The sequence below is a fragment of the Cohnella xylanilytica genome, assembly GCF_014212175.1.
Taxonomy (GTDB): Bacteria; Bacillota; Bacilli; order Paenibacillales; family Paenibacillaceae; genus Cohnella; species Cohnella xylanilytica.
Window position 1 is genome coordinate 1 of record NZ_JACJVR010000040.1, and the last position, 15845, is coordinate 15845.

13 protein-coding genes are annotated in these 15845 nt (G+C 66.0%); 4 read left to right on the plus strand and 9 right to left on the minus strand.

From position 1 onward, the window contains the following. The 3 genes from H7B90_RS33380 to H7B90_RS10550 all read right to left on the minus strand — a co-directional run. A partial coding sequence (locus H7B90_RS33380) for an AAA family ATPase (protein WP_185135829.1) occupies positions 1-2446 on the minus strand: 2446 nt, incomplete at its 3' end. Between the two features lie 337 nt (positions 2447-2783). After that, positions 2784-4067 (minus strand): metallophosphoesterase family protein, encoded by a 1284-nt coding sequence (locus H7B90_RS10545; RefSeq protein WP_185135830.1) that lies wholly within the window; start codon positions 4065-4067, stop codon positions 2784-2786. A gap of 39 nt (positions 4068-4106) precedes the next feature. Next, positions 4107-5267, minus strand: coding sequence for a glycosyltransferase family 4 protein (locus H7B90_RS10550; protein WP_185135831.1), 1161 nt, complete (start codon positions 5265-5267; stop codon positions 4107-4109). A 119-nt stretch (positions 5268-5386) separates the two neighbouring features. Here H7B90_RS10550 and H7B90_RS10555 point away from each other — a divergent pair, with 119 nt between their 5' ends. The 3 genes from H7B90_RS10555 (at position 5387) to yjcZ (ending at position 8690) form a co-directional block, all read left to right on the plus strand. After that, positions 5387-6547 (plus strand): GGDEF domain-containing protein, encoded by a 1161-nt coding sequence (locus H7B90_RS10555; protein ID WP_185135832.1) that lies wholly within the window; start codon positions 5387-5389, stop codon positions 6545-6547. Positions 6548-6863: 316 nt separating this feature from the next. Further along, positions 6864-8258, plus strand: coding sequence for an RsmB/NOP family class I SAM-dependent RNA methyltransferase (locus H7B90_RS10560; RefSeq protein WP_185135833.1), 1395 nt, complete (start codon positions 6864-6866; stop codon positions 8256-8258). A gap of 339 nt (positions 8259-8597) precedes the next feature. Next, entirely contained in the window at positions 8598-8690 is a 93-nt protein-coding gene (gene yjcZ / locus H7B90_RS10565; RefSeq protein ID WP_185135834.1) for a sporulation protein YjcZ, read from the plus strand. Between the two features lie 96 nt (positions 8691-8786). Here yjcZ and H7B90_RS10570 read toward each other — a convergent pair whose 3' ends face one another. The 5 genes from H7B90_RS10570 to H7B90_RS10590 form a co-directional block, all read right to left on the minus strand. Then, a complete protein-coding gene (locus tag H7B90_RS10570; RefSeq protein ID WP_185135835.1) occupies positions 8787-9584 on the minus strand; it encodes a Cof-type HAD-IIB family hydrolase in 798 nt (265 codons plus the stop codon). Continuing rightward, complete coding sequence (locus tag H7B90_RS10575; protein WP_185135836.1) at positions 9581-10432, minus strand: pseudouridine synthase; 852 nt, start codon at positions 10430-10432, stop codon at positions 9581-9583. The genes H7B90_RS10570 and H7B90_RS10575 overlap by 4 nt, the downstream gene beginning before the upstream one ends. A gap of 54 nt (positions 10433-10486) precedes the next feature. Further along, a complete protein-coding gene (locus tag H7B90_RS10580; RefSeq protein ID WP_260410930.1) occupies positions 10487-12226 on the minus strand; it encodes an RsmB/NOP family class I SAM-dependent RNA methyltransferase in 1740 nt (579 codons plus the stop codon). A gap of 176 nt (positions 12227-12402) precedes the next feature. Next, positions 12403-13206 (minus strand): GTP diphosphokinase, encoded by an 804-nt coding sequence (yjbM, locus tag H7B90_RS10585; protein WP_185135837.1) that lies wholly within the window; start codon positions 13204-13206, stop codon positions 12403-12405. 99 nt (positions 13207-13305) lie between these two features. Further along, on the minus strand, positions 13306-14397 hold the full coding sequence (locus tag H7B90_RS10590; RefSeq protein WP_185135838.1) for a quinone-dependent dihydroorotate dehydrogenase: 1092 nt from the start codon (positions 14395-14397) through the stop codon (positions 13306-13308). A 180-nt stretch (positions 14398-14577) separates the two neighbouring features. Here H7B90_RS10590 and H7B90_RS10595 point away from each other — a divergent pair, with 180 nt between their 5' ends. Further along, entirely contained in the window at positions 14578-14721 is a 144-nt protein-coding gene (locus H7B90_RS10595) for a hypothetical protein (protein ID WP_185135841.1), read from the plus strand. Positions 14722-14743: 22 nt separating this feature from the next. On the opposite strand, the gene H7B90_RS10600 is transcribed toward H7B90_RS10595, so the two are convergent. Next, positions 14744-15845 (minus strand): L,D-transpeptidase (locus H7B90_RS10600; RefSeq protein WP_185135839.1); only part of this gene is annotated, 1102 nt, incomplete at its 5' end.

A 15845-nucleotide genomic window follows, 5' to 3' on the forward strand; every position in this document is an offset into this window, starting at 1 on the left:
CCGCGAGGCCGGCGCGCAGCGACGCTGCCCGCTCGGCGAGGCGGGCGCGTTGGCGCTGCGTCTGCAGCGCCTGCTCCGCGAGCTGGAACAGCTCGGGCAGCAGCTCCGGCGGGAGGCCGGGCGGCAGCTTGCGCTCCGCGAGCCAGGCCTGCCATTGCCGCCGAAGCCGGTCGAGCTCCTCGGCGGCGGCGCGCCGCTCCCGCTCCAGATGCTCGCGCTCCCGCTCCCCTTCCGCCAGACGCCTCTCCCGCTCCAGGCGAAGCGACCGCTCCCGCTCCGCTCCGTCCAGCCGGGCGAGCTCGTCGTGCACCGCTTCCCGGAGCGTCTGGCGGGCCGCCTCGGCCGCTTCCCGATAGGCGTCCGGCAAGGTCCGATCGCCGGAGCCGGGACCGCCTCCCTCATCGCTTAGGGCCCGCGACCCTGGCTCCGCCTCGTCGCCGCGCAGCAAAGCCGCCGCCGCTTCGTCCGGCCGCCTCAGCAGCCGCTTCAGAGCCGCGGCGACGTTCCGCTCGGCGGCCGCCAGGTCGGCTCGGGCCTGCCGGGCCCTCGCCAGCTTCTGTTCGCCGCCTGGATCCCGGTCCGGGAGCGTAACTGTCGTGGACCCATCTCCCGCGCCGCCGTTCCTCGCTCGGCGCCAGAAGTACGCCGCGCCCGCGAGCAAGAACGCCGCCAGCGATTCGAACCCCGCGAGCGCGGCTCCCTTCAACCCCGCCGCGATCGGCGCCAGCGCCGCGACCGCCGCCAGCGCGGCCAGAAGCGCGGCCGCCTTCCGCGCTTGCCGGCTCTCCTGCCGCCGGTCGCCTGCCGAGGCGATGCCGCCGGGGCTGCGGGCTCTGCCGGACGGGCCGTTCCGGCTCCTGCTCCGGCTCCAGCTTTGCGACGAGCCGACGGCATCATACGCGGAGTCTCCCGCGTCGGGCGGCTCCGCCGCGTCTGCCGCCTCCGCTTCCGCGAAGGCGGCCGCCAGCCTCGCCCGCTCCCACTGCCGCAGCTCGTCCTCCAGACGATGCCACGCTTGAAGCAGCTCGTCCCGCTCCCGGGGCGCGAACTCCCCGAACGGAAGCGATGCCGGCGCGCCGGGCGTCGTTCCTTCCCGGCCTGCTCCCCGTATCCGCTCCGCTTCCGTTCCGAGGCTCTCCTCTTGAAGTGAAGCCTTCTGCCTGGCGAGCCTGCGAAGCTCCGCTTCGAGACGCTCCAATTCGCGCTCCCGGCCGGCGAGGCCGGCTTGCAGCGCCCGCGTCGCTTCCTTCTCCGACAGGGCGGCGAACGCCTTGAGCTCGTCCTCGCCCCAATCCGGAGACAGCCGAGCCAGCTGCGCCGTCAATAGCTCGTCCTGCAGCTTCAGGTCGGAAGCCAGCTCCGCGAGCTCCTCCCGTCTCGCCGACGCCGCTTCCCGCTTCGCTTCGAGCGCTTCGAGAACCGGCAGCCGCTCCAGAAGCCGCTCGTCCCATTCGAGCGCTTCCCGCTGCCGGCGGACGGCATCCGCTTCCTCCTTCGCTTCGCGAAGCCGCTCCGCGGCCTGGCCGCGCTCGCGCACGAGAAGCTCCCACCGCAAGGCCGCCTCCTCTTCCGTCGGAGCGGACGGAGAGCCCGGCAGCCTGGCTTCGAGCTCGGCCTCCTCTATCCGAATCTCCCGTAGCCGCAGCCACGTCTCCCTCGCCTCGATCGCTCCACGCACGGCCGCCGCTTCCCGCCTTCGCTCCGGAAGCCGCCTCTCGATCTCGAGCCGTTCCTTCTCCAGCGCCTCCATCTCGAGAACCGCTTCATTATAAGGGCCCTCGCCGGCGCGGCTGCGACGGATGGCCGTCTCCAGCTCCCGGATGTCCGCCATGACGCGGTTCAGGCCCGGCAAGGCTCCCTTCGGCTTGAATAGCTTGTCCATCTCCGCCTCGAGCGTCTTGCTCGCCGCCGTCAGAGCCGCTCCGCCCGCCATGCCGGCGTGGTACAGGTAGTTGCCGACCTCCTCGCCGGCGATCGACCGCAGCTCCTGCAGCTCGTCCAGCGTCACCGCGAACAGCTGCCGGAACAGCCTCTCGGAGACGCCGCCGAGCAGGCGGCGCTCCAGCTCCGCTTGGGTGACCGGCAGCTCGGTTCCGCTCTCGTCGCGCAGAATCGCGACGGCTCCGCCTCGGCGGACCGGGATGTCGGCATACCGCTCGAGCACGAGCTCCCGCCCCTCCTCGAGCAGCACGAGCCTGCCGCCGTGGCGCCCGCCGTACACCGGCTCCGCCCGCTCCGCCGGCTGGCCGCGATTCGCGAAGCCGTAGAGCAGACTCCGGATGAAGCGCAGCAAGGTGCTTTTCCCGGCTTCGTTCGGCCCGTACACGACCGTCACCGGCGCGTCGAACGAGCACGTCCGGCCGTTCAACGCGCCGAACCCGTCGATATGCGCCTCTCGTATGTACACGTCCTTCGCCCCTTCCGCTTCCGCTCTTCGGCTCCGCACTTGCTTTAAACCATCCCACTCAGCCGATGACACGCTTAAGCCCCTATCGCGACTTCTCCCTCATATGCATCTCAGCCGCTAAGACACTTCGGCGCTTATCGCCGCTTACCCTCGAATCTATCTCAGCCGCTGCGAACTCTCCCTAACCGGCCGCTTCGGAAGCGCGAGAAGCAAGCTTCTCGAATCGATGGCGCCGAGCCGAGCCGGCCAACCGCAGCCCGCCCCAACCGCGCCCGAACGGTTCAACCCACAGCCGTACGTTCAACGTACAGGCACGGTTCAGCGTACAGCCGTACGGTTCAGCGTACAGGCACGCTTCAACCCGTAGCCGTACGGTTCAGCGCTCCTCCCGGTCCCGCAGCAGCCAGGCGGCCAGCTCCACCGCGCGGCCGATCAGCTCCTCCCGCTCCTCGGCGGACCGGGCGGCGCTCCACTCGCGCAGCTTCGGGTGGCGCCGGACCTGCTCCAGCGCGCCGTCCAGCAGCTCGCGCGACCGCTCCGGGTCGGCGGCCGCCTCTCGTCCCGCTCGCGCCAGCACGCCCAGGAAGCCGTCCTCGTCCTCTCGGCCGTCCTCCGAAGCGGGGGCGCGAGTGCGGATAACCAAGCTGTCCGCCCACACCCAATCGTCCCGCTCCTCGGGAGAGCCGCACCATTCCCGCAGCTCCTCCAGCCATTCGGCCGCCGCCGTCTCCCGCTGCAGCCGGTCGTGGAGCGCGCCGCGGCCTTCGACGCGAATTCGAAGGACGACCGGCCTATGGTCCGCCTCGCCCCGCGCCTGCTCGATCGCCTCGAGCAGCCTCGCCTTCAAATCCTGCTCCCGCTCCGCGCCTTCGATCGAGACCGTCTTCTCGCTCCAGAGCACGTCGGCCGTGTCGCGGAACGCCATCTCGATCCGTCCCGCCTCGTCCACCCGGACGACGTAGGCCCCCTTGGGGCCGGTCTCGCGGACGCTGCGTCCCTGGATGTTGCCGGGGTAGACGACGTGCGGATATTCGTTCAGAACGCGCCGATCGTGAATATGCCCGAGCGCCCAATACTGGAAGTCCCCCGAAGCCAGCTCGGCCAGCTTGCAAGGGGCGTAATCGTCATGCCCGGCGCTGCCGTCGACGTTGGCGTGCAGCACCGCCAAATGAAAAGGCGCGCCGGGCCGTGCCCGGTAACGCGCCGCCAGGTTGTCCGTGACGTTGGCCTCCGGGTAGGAGATGCCGTACACGTAAGCGGCCAGCTCCCCGTCCCGGCGGTAAGCCGGCACGGCCTCCACTTCGCCCGAGCCGAAGAAATGCACCAGCTTCGGCCATTCGAGCTTCGCCTGCCACCCGTTCGCGGGATCGTGGTTGCCGTGGACGACGAACGTCCGGATGCCGTCCTCCGCCAATTCCGCCAGCGTCCGCTGCATGCGAAGCTGGGCGCGCAGCGACCGGTCGGCGGCGTCGTACAAATCCCCCGCGAGCACGACGAAGTCGACCTTCTCGCGTCTCGCCAGCAGCGCGAGCCGCTGGAAGGACGCGAAGGTCGACTCCTTGAGCCGTTCCCGGACGGCGGGCGGAACTCGGGTCAAGCCGCGGAACGGACTGTCCAGGTGAAGATCCGCGGCATGAAGGAAAGCGAACGGCACTCCCATGCGCTCCCTCCTCTCTCTCTCTCTCATCCCCAGCGCATGTTATTCGGCCGGTTCCGGCTGCATCTCAGGTCCCATCGGTCCGATATCGGTGTACACCTTCTTCAATTCGGAGATGACCCGGTTGAGCGAATACGTCTTCTTCGCCTTGTTCCAAGCGGCGCGGGCGAGCTCGTACCGGTAATGCGGATCGACGATCAGCTGTTCGAGCGCTTCGGCGAGGGCGACCGGATCTTCCTCCGGGACGAGCAGGCCGTTGACGCCGTTCTCGATCTGCTCCGCGATGCCCCCGACGTTAGTGCCGACGAGAGACAGCAGGCATAGAGCCGCCTCGGCGAACACCGAACCGAACGACTCCGCGCGCGACGGCAGCACGAACACGTCGAAGAACGGCATCAGCTCTTCCGGGTGCAGCATATATCCGTAGAAAATCGTATCCTCGTAAATCCCGAGCCGCTGCGACAAGCTCTCCAGCTCTTCTCGGATCGGTCCGTCCCCAATAATATGGAGGACGAACTTGCGGCCCCGGCGCTGAAGCTCGGCGCAAGCCTTCAGCAGAATGTCGATCCCCTTCGCGGGGACGAGCCGGCATACCGTGACCAGCTGCGCGACTTCGTTGTCGTGGGAGATCGGCTTGAACCTTCTCTCGTCGTAGCCGTTCGGAATGACGCCGACCTTCTCCGGCCGCTCCAGATAGGGGCCGAGATAACCCGCGAACGAATGGGAGACGGTCAGAAGACGGTCCGTCTTCTTCTCCAGTTCCCCGTAGATTCTCGTCAAAAATTGATGCTCGGGCCCGCCCGCGGCGATGCGTCCGTTCAGAATGAGCTCCCGCTCGAAGCTGGAGTGAACGGTCATGATCACCGGGACGTCCGGATAAATGCGCTTCATCGCGAGAGCCGCCACCGGATGGTGGGCGTGGATGATGTCGTACTTGTTGTCCTTCAGGCGGAGCTTCGTCCACCAGATGTAATCCTTGAGCGTCTGAATGTATTTATCGACGATGGCGTGGCCGGCGTACTGCCGCCAGTCGAACGTCTCGAATTCGACGTCTTCCTGTCCCTTGTTGCGGATGCGCTTCGGGAGAGAGAATAGCTCCATTTCCCAACCGAGTTTGCGGAACCGTTCCCTGATATAGGGCACCATGGAAGAGACGCCTCCCGGCTGCTCCGGGGGGAAAAACAGCGCCTGCAATACGTTCATGGTCATCCCCTCCTTTTGTCCTGCTTTCTCGGTCCTAGTGAATTGTGATATATTAGACTATCAAGTTTATGATATATTAGAACATATGTTTCTGTAAAGAAATGCGAGGAGCCTCTATGATGAACACATCCGTATGGCCGATGAACGACGAGCATCTGTACGCCTTCTCCTCGGGAATCGTCGTCATTCTTCTTGGATTGATGCTTTTCATGGCCTATCGTCTTTACGTACATAACCGGAGGGCGACCTACCGCACGCTGATCTACTCGCTCGGGCTGGATCTCGCGCACCAGCTGTTCCAGTTGGCGCTGCTGCTGAAGCTGGCCCCGCAGAAGTCGCTGCTTACGTTCCTTGGCAGCACGCTGCAGGTGATTTCCTTTATATTGCTGAACTTCGCCGTGTTCGAGCTGTACCATAAGAAGCGTCCGCGGACGAGAGCGTGGTACTATTCCCTGCTCGGAATCTGCGTCGCGATCTCCGTAAGCGTCATTTTCTCGGGGCGGGAATCGCTTCGCCAGATCTGGGAGGTCGGGGTCATCCACTCCCCCGTTCTGGACGGCTTCATGCTGGCGTTAAGTCCCTTGTTCGCTCTCATGTTCGCGCCGCATATCGGCCAGCCGAAGCGCTACGTGTTCGCGCTCTCCATCTCGTTCGCGCTGCAGCTCGTCACGATCATCGACCGCTACGGGTACCCCGACAATGCATTTTATGAGACGATCGCGGCGCTATTGCCGATCGCGTATTATATTTTGCTGTTCATGGTGCTGTTCGAGCGGGTCGTCGAGCTTCTCCAGTCGGCTTACCGGTCTTCGATCACGGACGGGCTCACCAACCTGTACAACCGGCGCTTCTTCATGAACCAGCTGGAGCATGCGCTCCGTTCCGGCCGGGAGGTCGGCGCCATCTTCTGCGACATCGACAACTTCAAGAAGCTGAACGACACCCAGGGCCACCAGCAGGCGGACGTCGTGCTGAAGCAGGTCGCGCAGATTCTGACGGAGGAGACGGACGGGATCGGGCTTCCCGGGCGGTACGGCGGCGAGGAGCTCGTCGCGTTCGTCACGGGACCGGCTTCTTCTTCGCTCGCGGTGGCGGAGAAGATTCGGGCGCGCATCGAGAAGGAGACGATCGTGACGGCCAGCGTCGGGCACTGCGCCGCCGGGAAGGGCATCGCCGCGGACAAGCTGATGAAGCAGGCGGACGAGGCGATGTACCATTCCAAGAAGTCGGGCAAAAACCGGGTGACCGACTACGCGCACTGGATGAACAACGCGGTGTAAGGGGAGAGGCATCTGCGGTCGGCCTCTTGAGCTCTTCCATTTTTCGATCAAGGTATCGAGGTATTGTTGGGTTCGCTTAGTCGCGAAGCGCGCGCCGTTCGATGCGGAAGGAATTTCGCTCGGACGGCGTTTTGGTTTTGCCGGTTTTATGGATCATTGCGGAGCCGCGGCGCAAGAAGAGGCGGCCGTTAGGACAGGCCGAGACGGTCTTCCTCTCCCGGGTCTGGCGGCCGTTCTTCGGAGTTTGCACCGTTTGCGAGGTCGTGTATACTGGTAACGATTATTCGTCATCGTCTGCCGAAGGAGTATAGATTCGATGGTACAATTGCCTGCCGCTTACGCCGAACGGATCCGCCAGCAGCTTGGCGGGGAGGCCGACGCGTTCCTGGCCAGCTACGAGAAGCCGCGAGCTTACGGGCTGCGGCTCAATCCGCTCAAGATCGAGGCGGAAGCCCCCCTGTTCGCGGCCATGCGGGAGCGCTTCTCGCTGGAGCCGGTCCCATGGTGCGAACACGGTTACTTCTACGAAGAAGCGACAAGGCCGGGCCGCCACCCTTGGCATGCGGCCGGTCTCTACTATATACAGGAGCCGTCCGCCATGATCGCGGCGGAGCTGCTCGATCCCCGCCCGGGCGAGATCGTCCTCGACCTGGCCGCCGCCCCCGGGGGCAAGACGACTCAGATCGCGGGGCGGATGGCCGGGCGGGGCTTGCTGGTCGCGAACGAGATTCACGCCGGTCGCGCCAAGATATTGGCGGAGAACGTGGAGCGAATGGGCATTCCGAACGCGGTCGTCGCGAACGCGGCGCCGGACGAGCTGTCCGCCCGCTGGCCCGAGGCGTTCGACCGGATCATGCTGGACGCGCCGTGCTCGGGCGAAGGCATGTTCCGCAAGGACCCGGACGCCATGGGAGAGTGGTCGCCCGAAGCGGTGGAGACGTGCGCCGCCCGCCAGCGCTCCATCCTGCCGGACGCCGCCCGGATGCTGAAGCCCGGCGGCCGGCTCGTCTACTCGACGTGCACGTTCAATCGCGAGGAGAACGAGGAGACGATCGCCTGGTTCCTGAGCCGCCATCCGGAATATACGCTGATCCGCGAGGAGAGAATGTGGCCGCACCGGAACGAGGGCGAGGGCCATTACGCCGCCGTGCTCGAGAAGTCCGCGGATGCCTCTGCCGTCCCGGCGCCCGCTTCCCCTCCCCGCGGCAGAAGCAAATCCCGGGACGCCGGCAGACCGGCGTCCCCAGCCGTCGCCGCGGCCCGGCTCTTCCGCGAATTCGCCGCCGATGCGCTGCCGGGCTTCGAGCTGCCCGCCGAAGGCGAGCCGCTGCTGTTCGGCGACGCGCTCTATTGGCTGCCGAGCCCGGAAGGCTCGCCGCTGTCGGCCTCCTCGATGAAGGGGCTCAAGCTGCCGCGTCCCGGCCTGCACTTGGGCGACGTGCGCAAAGGCCGCTTCGAGCCCGGACACGCTCTCGCCATGGCCGCCAAGGCCTCGGCTGCCGCCAACGCCTGCGATTATCCGGCCGACGGCCCGGAGACGGCCGCCTATCTGCGCGGAGAGAGCCTGCCGGCCCGGGAGGGCTCGCCGAAGGGCTGGGGGCTGTTCACCGCGGACGGCTACCCTCTCGGCTGGTTCAAGACGAGCGACGGCCAACACAAAAACCGCCTCCCCAAAGGGCTGCGGCTGTTCTCCGATCCTTCTCGAGCGTAAGCACCGAGGCAGGCTCCGAGGAAGCTCCGATGCAGGCTCTCCGCGACTTTATGCCGTGCTCCGATTCCGGGCGGCTCGGCGCTTCGCCCGCCCCGCAACCGACGATCGCTTGCGGCTGCGTTCGCTCCTCCCGCCCGTCCGGCGGATGCCTCCGCCGGACGAATGAAGCTCGGGTGCATTCCCCCAGCTGGGCATGTATCCAAAATCGTTTGCCCCGGGGTAAATGTCCAGTCCGTCACGCGCCTCCTTCATAGTATAGTGTAGACCGAACGACGGGACAGTCTCACGCGCTGATCCCAAGTCGGCAACCAACAACACTTTGATGAAGGAGGAATTTGCATGTCCGGTGTTGTGGGCGGCTACTACTCTTCCGCAGCTTTCGTGCTGGTTCTGTTCATCCTGCTTGTCATCATCCTGAAAGCTGGTTACTGAGTTCGCGGATCGGCTCCCTGAACGATCCCGCGAAGCTCCGGAGTCTCGCGAGACTCCGCACCACCCGAGCAACGCCGGCATTCCGCCGGCGTTGTTTTACTTGGCGACCGCCAGCAGCTCTTCGAGCACGACCGCGACGCCGTCCTCGTTGTTCGAGACGGTCACCGCGTCGGCGGCCCGCTTCACCTCTTCCGGCGAGTTGGCCATCGCCACCCCGAAGCCCGCGAATTCCAGCATGCCGATGTCGTTATAATAATTGCCGATGGCGAGCACTTGCTCGCGCGGGACGCCGCGCAGCCCCGCCAGCCGCTCGAGAGCGGCTCCCTTGGAGGCATGATGAGGCTGCACGTCGATGAAGAAATCCCCGCTTCGAACGACCTGAAGCCCGTCCTCCCAAGCCGCCCAATCCCGCTGGACGGCGTCGAGAGCTTCCTTGGCGGCGAAGATCGAGAGCTTCACCGTCTGCTCCGGCAGCCCTCTCTCCGCTTCCCGGACGATCGGCCGGGCGAACATGCGCCCGTACATCTTCTCGCTCTCCTCGGTGAGCTTCTCCACGTACAGATCGAACGCCGTGTTCATGTCGAAGTGGATGCCCCGCTCCCGGCAGTACGCCAAGTACCGGGAAGCCGCCTCCGCCTCGATGACCGTCTCGTGCAAGATCCGACGCGTCCCGCTGTCCACGGTGGACGCCCCGTTATGGGTAATCATCGTGCCGGACAAGCCGAGCTCCTCCAGCACGGGAAGGGCGCTCGTCGAGCCCCGGCCCGTGCACAGCACGATCTCCGCCCCTCTCGCCGCCGCCGCCCGGACCGCCCCCCGCACGCGGGGAGTCAATTCGTGGTCGTCGTTGATGAGCGTTCCGTCGACGTCCAATGCGATGATGCGATAGTTCATTCCGGCTGCCCCTTCCGATAATCCCGCAATGCCGCGAGTTCCTCTTCCGTCAGTTCCCGCCATTCGCCCGGAGCGAGCGCCGGGTCCAGCCCGAGCGGCCCCATGGCAACCCTTCTCAAATAGACGACTTCCTTCTCCACCGCCTGGAACATTCGCTTGACCTGATGGTACTTGCCCTCATGGATCGTCAGCTCGATCCAGCTGAGCGCCAGGCCCTGCCGCCGCGCCTCGGCCAACTCGGCCCCCCGCAGCCCCGGAACGCGCGACGTTCGATCCGCCGCTTGCGCCATCTCCGGGTGCCGGAGGCTCTCCCCCGCCCGCGCGACCGCGAGCACCTTCAGCTCGGCCGGCAGCGTGACGTAGCCGTCGTCCAGGGCGACGCCGCCCGCGAACCGCTCGACGTCCTCCTGCCCGACTTCGCCCGCGACCAACGCCCGATACGTCTTCGGCACGTGCTTCCGCGGCGACAGCAGCTCGTGCGACAGCTTGCCGTCGTTCGTCAGCAGCAGCAAGCCCTCGGTATCCTTGTCCAGCCGCCCCACGGGGAATGGGGAGAATACGTTCGTCTCCTCGTCCAGCAGCTCCAGCACCGTCCGGTCCCGGTTGTCCTCCGTCGCGGAGACGTAGCCGGCCGGCTTGTGCAGCAGCACGTAGACCGTATCCCGATAGGCGATGCGTTCCCCGTCCAGCACGACCTCGTCCTTCTCCGGATCGATCTGCATGCCCGGATCCTTCGCCGCCGCGCCGTTGACCGTCACCGCCCCTTGCCGGACGAGCGCCTTGATGCCGCTTCTCGTCCCGTAGCCGAGGTTCCCGAGCATCTTGTCCAATCTGATCGTCTTCTTCATTCCGGCCCCGCTTCCTTCATCCATCGATTGCCCGCGCCGGACGGACGTCCCGCGCTACAGCCAGCGCCAACCCGGCAGCAGTTCGTTCTTCAGCAGATGACCGTCCCAACGGCCCCACCCGGCGGGAAAACCGTCAATGCACACGAGCGTCCAGCCTCTGCCGGACTCCGGGCTGCCGTCCCGGCCGACGATGCGGCCGGGATCGGGCTGGAGCGTCTCGCCCTTCATGTACCTCGACGCGTCGGCTTCGCCGGCGGCGAGCCGCAGCGTCCGGGCGGCGTCGGTCATCTTGAGCCCCATCGCGAGCGCCTGCGACGGCTCGAAGCGATGCTTCGTCGCCGAGCCGAGCAGCCAGCCGGGACGGACCAGGCGGAGCCGGCCGAGCGCCGGGAGCTCCTCCGGCTGCAGATACAGCTGCTCGCCGCGGGCGTACAGCTTCCCGCGAGGCTTCCAATCGGGGAGGTGGTCCCGGACGAACGCCAGCAGCTTGTCGCGCATGTCGGCTTCCGGCGAGGCTGCGTTCTTCCCGCGCGCCCGGGAGCCGGAATCGGCCGCTCCGCGGCGGCCTCGCGGCGACGGCTCCGGCCTCGCCCCCCGTTTGGCGCCGGCAGCCGACGCAGCCGTCGCCGCGCCCGCTTCCGGCTCCGCCATCGCCGGGAAGCTCCACGGTTCGTCGTCCGAGCCGTCCCGCTCGGCGAGGCTCCTAACCGCCCCCGGCGGCGTCATGGCCGCTGCAGCGCGTTCGGCTGCCGGCGTACCAGCTGCCTGCGTACCAGACGATGCCGCCAGCTCCGAAGCCCGCGGCCCCGGCGTCCCGCCGGCCCCCTCGCGCCGCACGAGCAGCGCGGCGAAATGCCCTTCGCCCCGGCTGCGGTGCGGCCATACGCGAGCCGCTCCGGCCAGCGACGCCAGCCGCTCGCCGGCCAGCCCCGCCGTCTCGTCCCCGGCCAGCCAGTCGGGGCGCCCCGGGCCGAGCCCCCATTCCGCGGGAGCGTCGATCCGCTCCACGTCGAACTCCGGATGCTCCGCCAGGAACCGGGCGATACTGCCTTCGTTCTCCAGCGGCGAGAACGTGCACGTCGAATAGAGCAGCTTGCCCCCCGGCGCGACGAGCCTCGCCGCCTCGCGCAGAATGTCCCGCTGCATGCCCGAGCAGCGCTCCACCGAATGGCGCTCCCACTCGCGGATCATGTCCTCGTCCTTGCGGAACATCCCTTCCCCCGAGCACGGCGCGTCCACCAGCACCCGGTCGAAGAACGCGCCGAACGCGTCCGCCAGGCGCGAGGGCTCCTCGTTCGTCACGACGACGCCCGCCGCGCAGGCTCTCTCCACGTTCTTCGCGAGCGCCTTCGTTCTCTCCGCGGCGTTGTCGTTCGCGACCAGCAGCCCCCGGCCTTGCAGCTTGGACGCCAGCTGCGTCGACTTGCCCCCCGGCGCGGCGCACAGGTCCAGCACGCGGTGACCCGGCCGCACGTCCAGCAGCTCCGCCGGCAGCATCGCGCTCGGCTCCTGGATATAATACAGTCCCAGATAATAATGCAGATGCTTGCCCGGACGATCGTCCTCGTCCGTATACAGGCCGCCGTCCGCCCAAGGGATCGGCAGACCCGCGGCGCCGAACCGCGCTTCGTATTCGGCGCGGCCCAGCTTCAAGCCGTTCAGGCGAAGCCCCGTCGTTCTCGGCATCGCGTAAGTGGCGAAGAAAGCGTCGGCTTCCTCGCCCAGCAGAGCCCGCATCGAGCTCTCGAATTTGTCCGGCAGCCTCATCCCGTCGTTCGTTGCCCCCCACATCATCCGGCTACCTCTATCAGGTATAATTTAAGGGAGTCCGGCGGTCTTGTCCATCCCTTGTCCGGAAAAAACGACGGCGAAGGGCTATCCAATGATGTCCAAGCCTGCGCCTCCGGCCAAAAACAAAGAACCGGAACGCAGATTCGTCCGGTTCATTCGGTCTTCCCCTTTTCCCCCGTTCATGTCGTTCCGCTCTTGCCCGCCCGGGACAGCGCCTCCTGAATCTCCGCGGACAGCTCGGCCAGGCCCCACATGTCTTCCTGCTCCCACAGCTCGTTGAACCTCAGCTGGAACTGCGCGGCTTCCCGCACCCGGCGGAAGAAGTACAGGCTCTGGATGTCGTTCAGCACCTTGCGGACGATGCCCGACTTGCCTTCGAAGTCCTGCTGGGCGTCCACGATCTCCTGCCGGATGTTCGACATCTCGGTATCGAGCTGGAACGCGGCTTCGGCCGCCTTGAACAGCCTCTCGCGGACATGCTCCGGGAGCTGCTCCTTGTACTTGTAGTTCAGGGAATGCTCGATCGTCGCCCAGAAGTTCATCGCCAGCGTGCGGATCTGGATCTCCGCCAGCACCGGCATCGAGCCGATCGACGTCTGGATCGGATATTCCACGATAATATGATAGCTCCGGTAGCCGCTGTCCTTGTAATGGGTGATGTAATCCTTCTCGTAGACGACCTTCATATCCTGGCGCATCCGGACGAGGTCCGCGACCCGATGGATATCGTCCACGAACTGGCACATGATGCGAATGCCCGCGATATCCTCGATCCCCGTCTCGATCCGGTCCATCGGCACGTTCAGCCTCTTCGCCTTCTCCAGGATGCTCGAGATGCGCTTGACCCTTCCGGTCACGAATTCGATGGGCGCGTACTCGTCGCGGGCTTTCAATTCCGTACGCAGCCCTTTAAGCTTCACCTTCAGCTCTTCGACCGCCTGCTGATAGGGAAGCAAAAACTTGTTCCAATCTCTACCGTCCATATGCGGAAACTCCTTTCTGCCGCGTCCCAAAAGAAGTTCGATCGCGCCCGGCGCGACCGGACGAGAAGGTGCCGCCCCGGCGGCGCCGCCGGCTGCTGGCTACTTGTGATCCGCCCCGACCGCGTCGGTTATGCGCTCGTAGCCGTCCTTGCGCAGCAGAGTCTTAAGCCCCGCGACGATCTCTCGCATGACGACGGGACCTTTGTAAATAAGGGACGTATACACTTCGACGAGGGAAGCTCCCGCGCGAATCTTGTCGTAAGCGTCCTGAGCGGAGAAGATGCCGCCGGAACCGATGATCGGCAGCCGGCCCTCCGTCAGCTTGTAGATCGAACGGATTATCTCCGTGGATCGCTTCGTCAGCGGGCGACCGCTCAGTCCGCCCGTCTCGTCCTTGTGCGGATGGGACAGTCCGTCCCGGCCGATCGTCGTGTTCGTGGCGATGATGCCCGACATCCCGCTGAGCCGGATCGCTTCCGCCATGTAGCCCAGCTGTTCCTCGTCGTTGTCGGGGGCGATCTTGACGAGAATCGGCTTCGCCGTCCCGCCGTGCTTCTTCGCCTGCAGGTCCATCTCGTCGCGGACCGCGTCCAGCAGCGTCTTCAGCTCGTCTCCGTGCTGCAGCTTCCGAAGGTCCGGCGTGTTCGGCGAGCTGATGTTCACGACGAAGAAGTCGCCGTGCGCGTACAGGCGCCGCAAGCATTCGCGGTAGTCGTCCGCCGCCTTCTCGTTCGGCGTGGCCTTGTTCTTGCCGACGTTGACGGCGATCGGGATGCGGTGCCGTCCGAGCTTGGCGAGGCGCGAGGCCATCGCGTCCGCCCCTTCGTTGTTGAAGCCCATCCGGTTGATCAGGGCTTCGTCCGAAGGCAGGCGGAACAGGCGCGGCAACTCGTTGCCGGGCTGCCCCAGCGGCGTCACCGTGCCGACCTCCATGAAGCTCAGGCCGATCCGGGAGAAGCCCGCGACCGCCTTGGCGTTCTTATCGAGTCCGGCGGCCAAGCCTACCGGATGGGAGAAGCGCAAGCCGAACAGGTCGACGGCCAGCTCCGGCGTGGAGCCGACGCCCCACAGGCCCGAGAGCAGCGAAGGAACGAGAGGGATCCGGGCCGCCGTTCCGAGTCCGTCCACGACCAGGTGATGGGCCGCTTCGGGGTCCATTTTGAAAAATAACGGTTTGACCAGCTTATACATCCGACCGACAGACATCCTTTCTTTGACAAAAACCTTTCGGGTAACAGTTTAGCCTTTTCTCGGGCAAAAGAAAAGGGATGAACCGCCCATCCGCGCGCGCCGAACGTCTGGCTTTTTGGGTAGCAACCGTTTACAATAGGGGCATATCTTCTTTATTTAACGATAGAAAGGTTGATGGACGTGAGCTCTGCCAAGAAGAGACCTCCCGCGATTCCCCAGTCCAAGCCGAAGGAAGAAGTGAACAAGCGGGCGCTGATCTGGATCGGCGCGGCCTTCGCCGTTATCGTCGCGGCCGTGGGCACCCTGCTCATCCTGAACATCTAACCTGGAAGCGGAACCTCTCGCCCTAGTTTAACCAATTATATTTCTTATGAGGGTTTGTCTCGTTCTGCGCCGGCGTCAGCCGGAACCGCTCCGCGGGGGCGCGCAGTTCGGTCGGCAGACCCTCTTTGGCGATCGTGACCTTCGTTCCGATGGAGACGAGATCGTACAGCTCCTCGACGTCCTTCTTGTTCATGCGGATGCAGCCGTGAGACTCGTCCTTGCCGATGCTGTCCGGCTCGTCCGTTCCGTGGATCGCGTACAGCGTGTCCGACAGCGTCATTCCCCGGCTGCCGAACGTGCCGGTCGAGCTGCCGTTCGGGTCGCGCACCTTCTCCGTAATCGCGAACGTTCCTTCGGGAGTCAGATCTCCGCCGAGCCCGACCTCGTAATTCCTCAGCAAAACGTTGCCGCTCAGAACGGCGAGCCGATGATGCTTTTTGTCGACCACGATCTCGAGCGGCTGCTCCGCGAGCGGCTCCAGCTTGCCCGCGGGCGTTCCGAATCCTTCCGCCGGCCCGCTGGCGTCCGGCCAAGCGGGAGCGGCGGCTGCCTTGCCGTCCACCTTGGCGAGCTCCTTCCGCAATTCGCCCAGCCAGGCCGTCATCTCCTCGTTCCAGCCCGCCATCGTATTCGCCGGGTAGGCGCCGGCGAGCTGGTCCTTGGAGGCCGGCCACTTGCCCGTCCTGGCATGGTAATTGATCATCGCCGAGCGAAGCGCCAGCTTGCCTTCCTGGAGCGGCTTCCATGCCTCGATAGCCTTGCGCGGCGAGGCCGAATCCTTGCCCGGCCGGCAGTCGCACCACTGCGGGTCGAGCCAGCCGACCGAAGCCGTCGCTTGGCCGGGCGAAGCGGCGACTTCCGCGAGCGGTTTGCCGCTCTTTACCCAGTCTGTCCATTTCTTGTCCAGGACAGGCGTCTGGACGAGCAAGGACGAGCCCGGAACGGCCGGCTTCGACAGCATCCTTCCGAGCACGGCGGGGCCGTCCGCTTCCGGATCGGCCGCTCCGGCGACGGAGGCGAGCTTGGACGCCTGCCGGCCAGGCGTCTTGGCGGGCTGGCCCTTGGCCGGGGCGGCGGCGGGGGCGGGTGGCGCGGCGTCGTCCGGCGCGGCCGTCTGCGCCGCC

What these genes read in the sequence shown, in the direction of transcription:
- H7B90_RS10545 (WP_185135830.1), bottom strand. Translation starts at nt 4,067, where the DNA reads ATGGGAGTGCCGTTCGCTTTCCTTCATGCCGCGGATCTTCACCTGGAC.
- H7B90_RS10550 (WP_185135831.1), bottom strand. Translation starts at nt 5,267, where the DNA reads ATGAACGTATTGCAGGCGCTGTTTTTCCCCCCGGAGCAGCCGGGAGGC.
- H7B90_RS10555 (WP_185135832.1), top strand. Translation starts at nt 5,387, where the DNA reads ATGAACACATCCGTATGGCCGATGAACGACGAGCATCTGTACGCCTTC.
- H7B90_RS10560 (WP_185135833.1), top strand. Translation starts at nt 6,864, where the DNA reads ATGGTACAATTGCCTGCCGCTTACGCCGAACGGATCCGCCAGCAGCTT.
- yjcZ (WP_185135834.1), top strand. Translation starts at nt 8,598, where the DNA reads ATGTCCGGTGTTGTGGGCGGCTACTACTCTTCCGCAGCTTTCGTGCTG.
- H7B90_RS10570 (WP_185135835.1), bottom strand. Translation starts at nt 9,584, where the DNA reads ATGAACTATCGCATCATCGCATTGGACGTCGACGGAACGCTCATCAAC.
- H7B90_RS10575 (WP_185135836.1), bottom strand. Translation starts at nt 10,432, where the DNA reads ATGAAGAAGACGATCAGATTGGACAAGATGCTCGGGAACCTCGGCTAC.
- H7B90_RS10580 (WP_260410930.1), bottom strand. Translation starts at nt 12,226, where the DNA reads ATGATGTGGGGGGCAACGAACGACGGGATGAGGCTGCCGGACAAATTC.
- yjbM (WP_185135837.1), bottom strand. Translation starts at nt 13,206, where the DNA reads ATGGACGGTAGAGATTGGAACAAGTTTTTGCTTCCCTATCAGCAGGCG.
- H7B90_RS10590 (WP_185135838.1), bottom strand. Translation starts at nt 14,397, where the DNA reads ATGTATAAGCTGGTCAAACCGTTATTTTTCAAAATGGACCCCGAAGCG.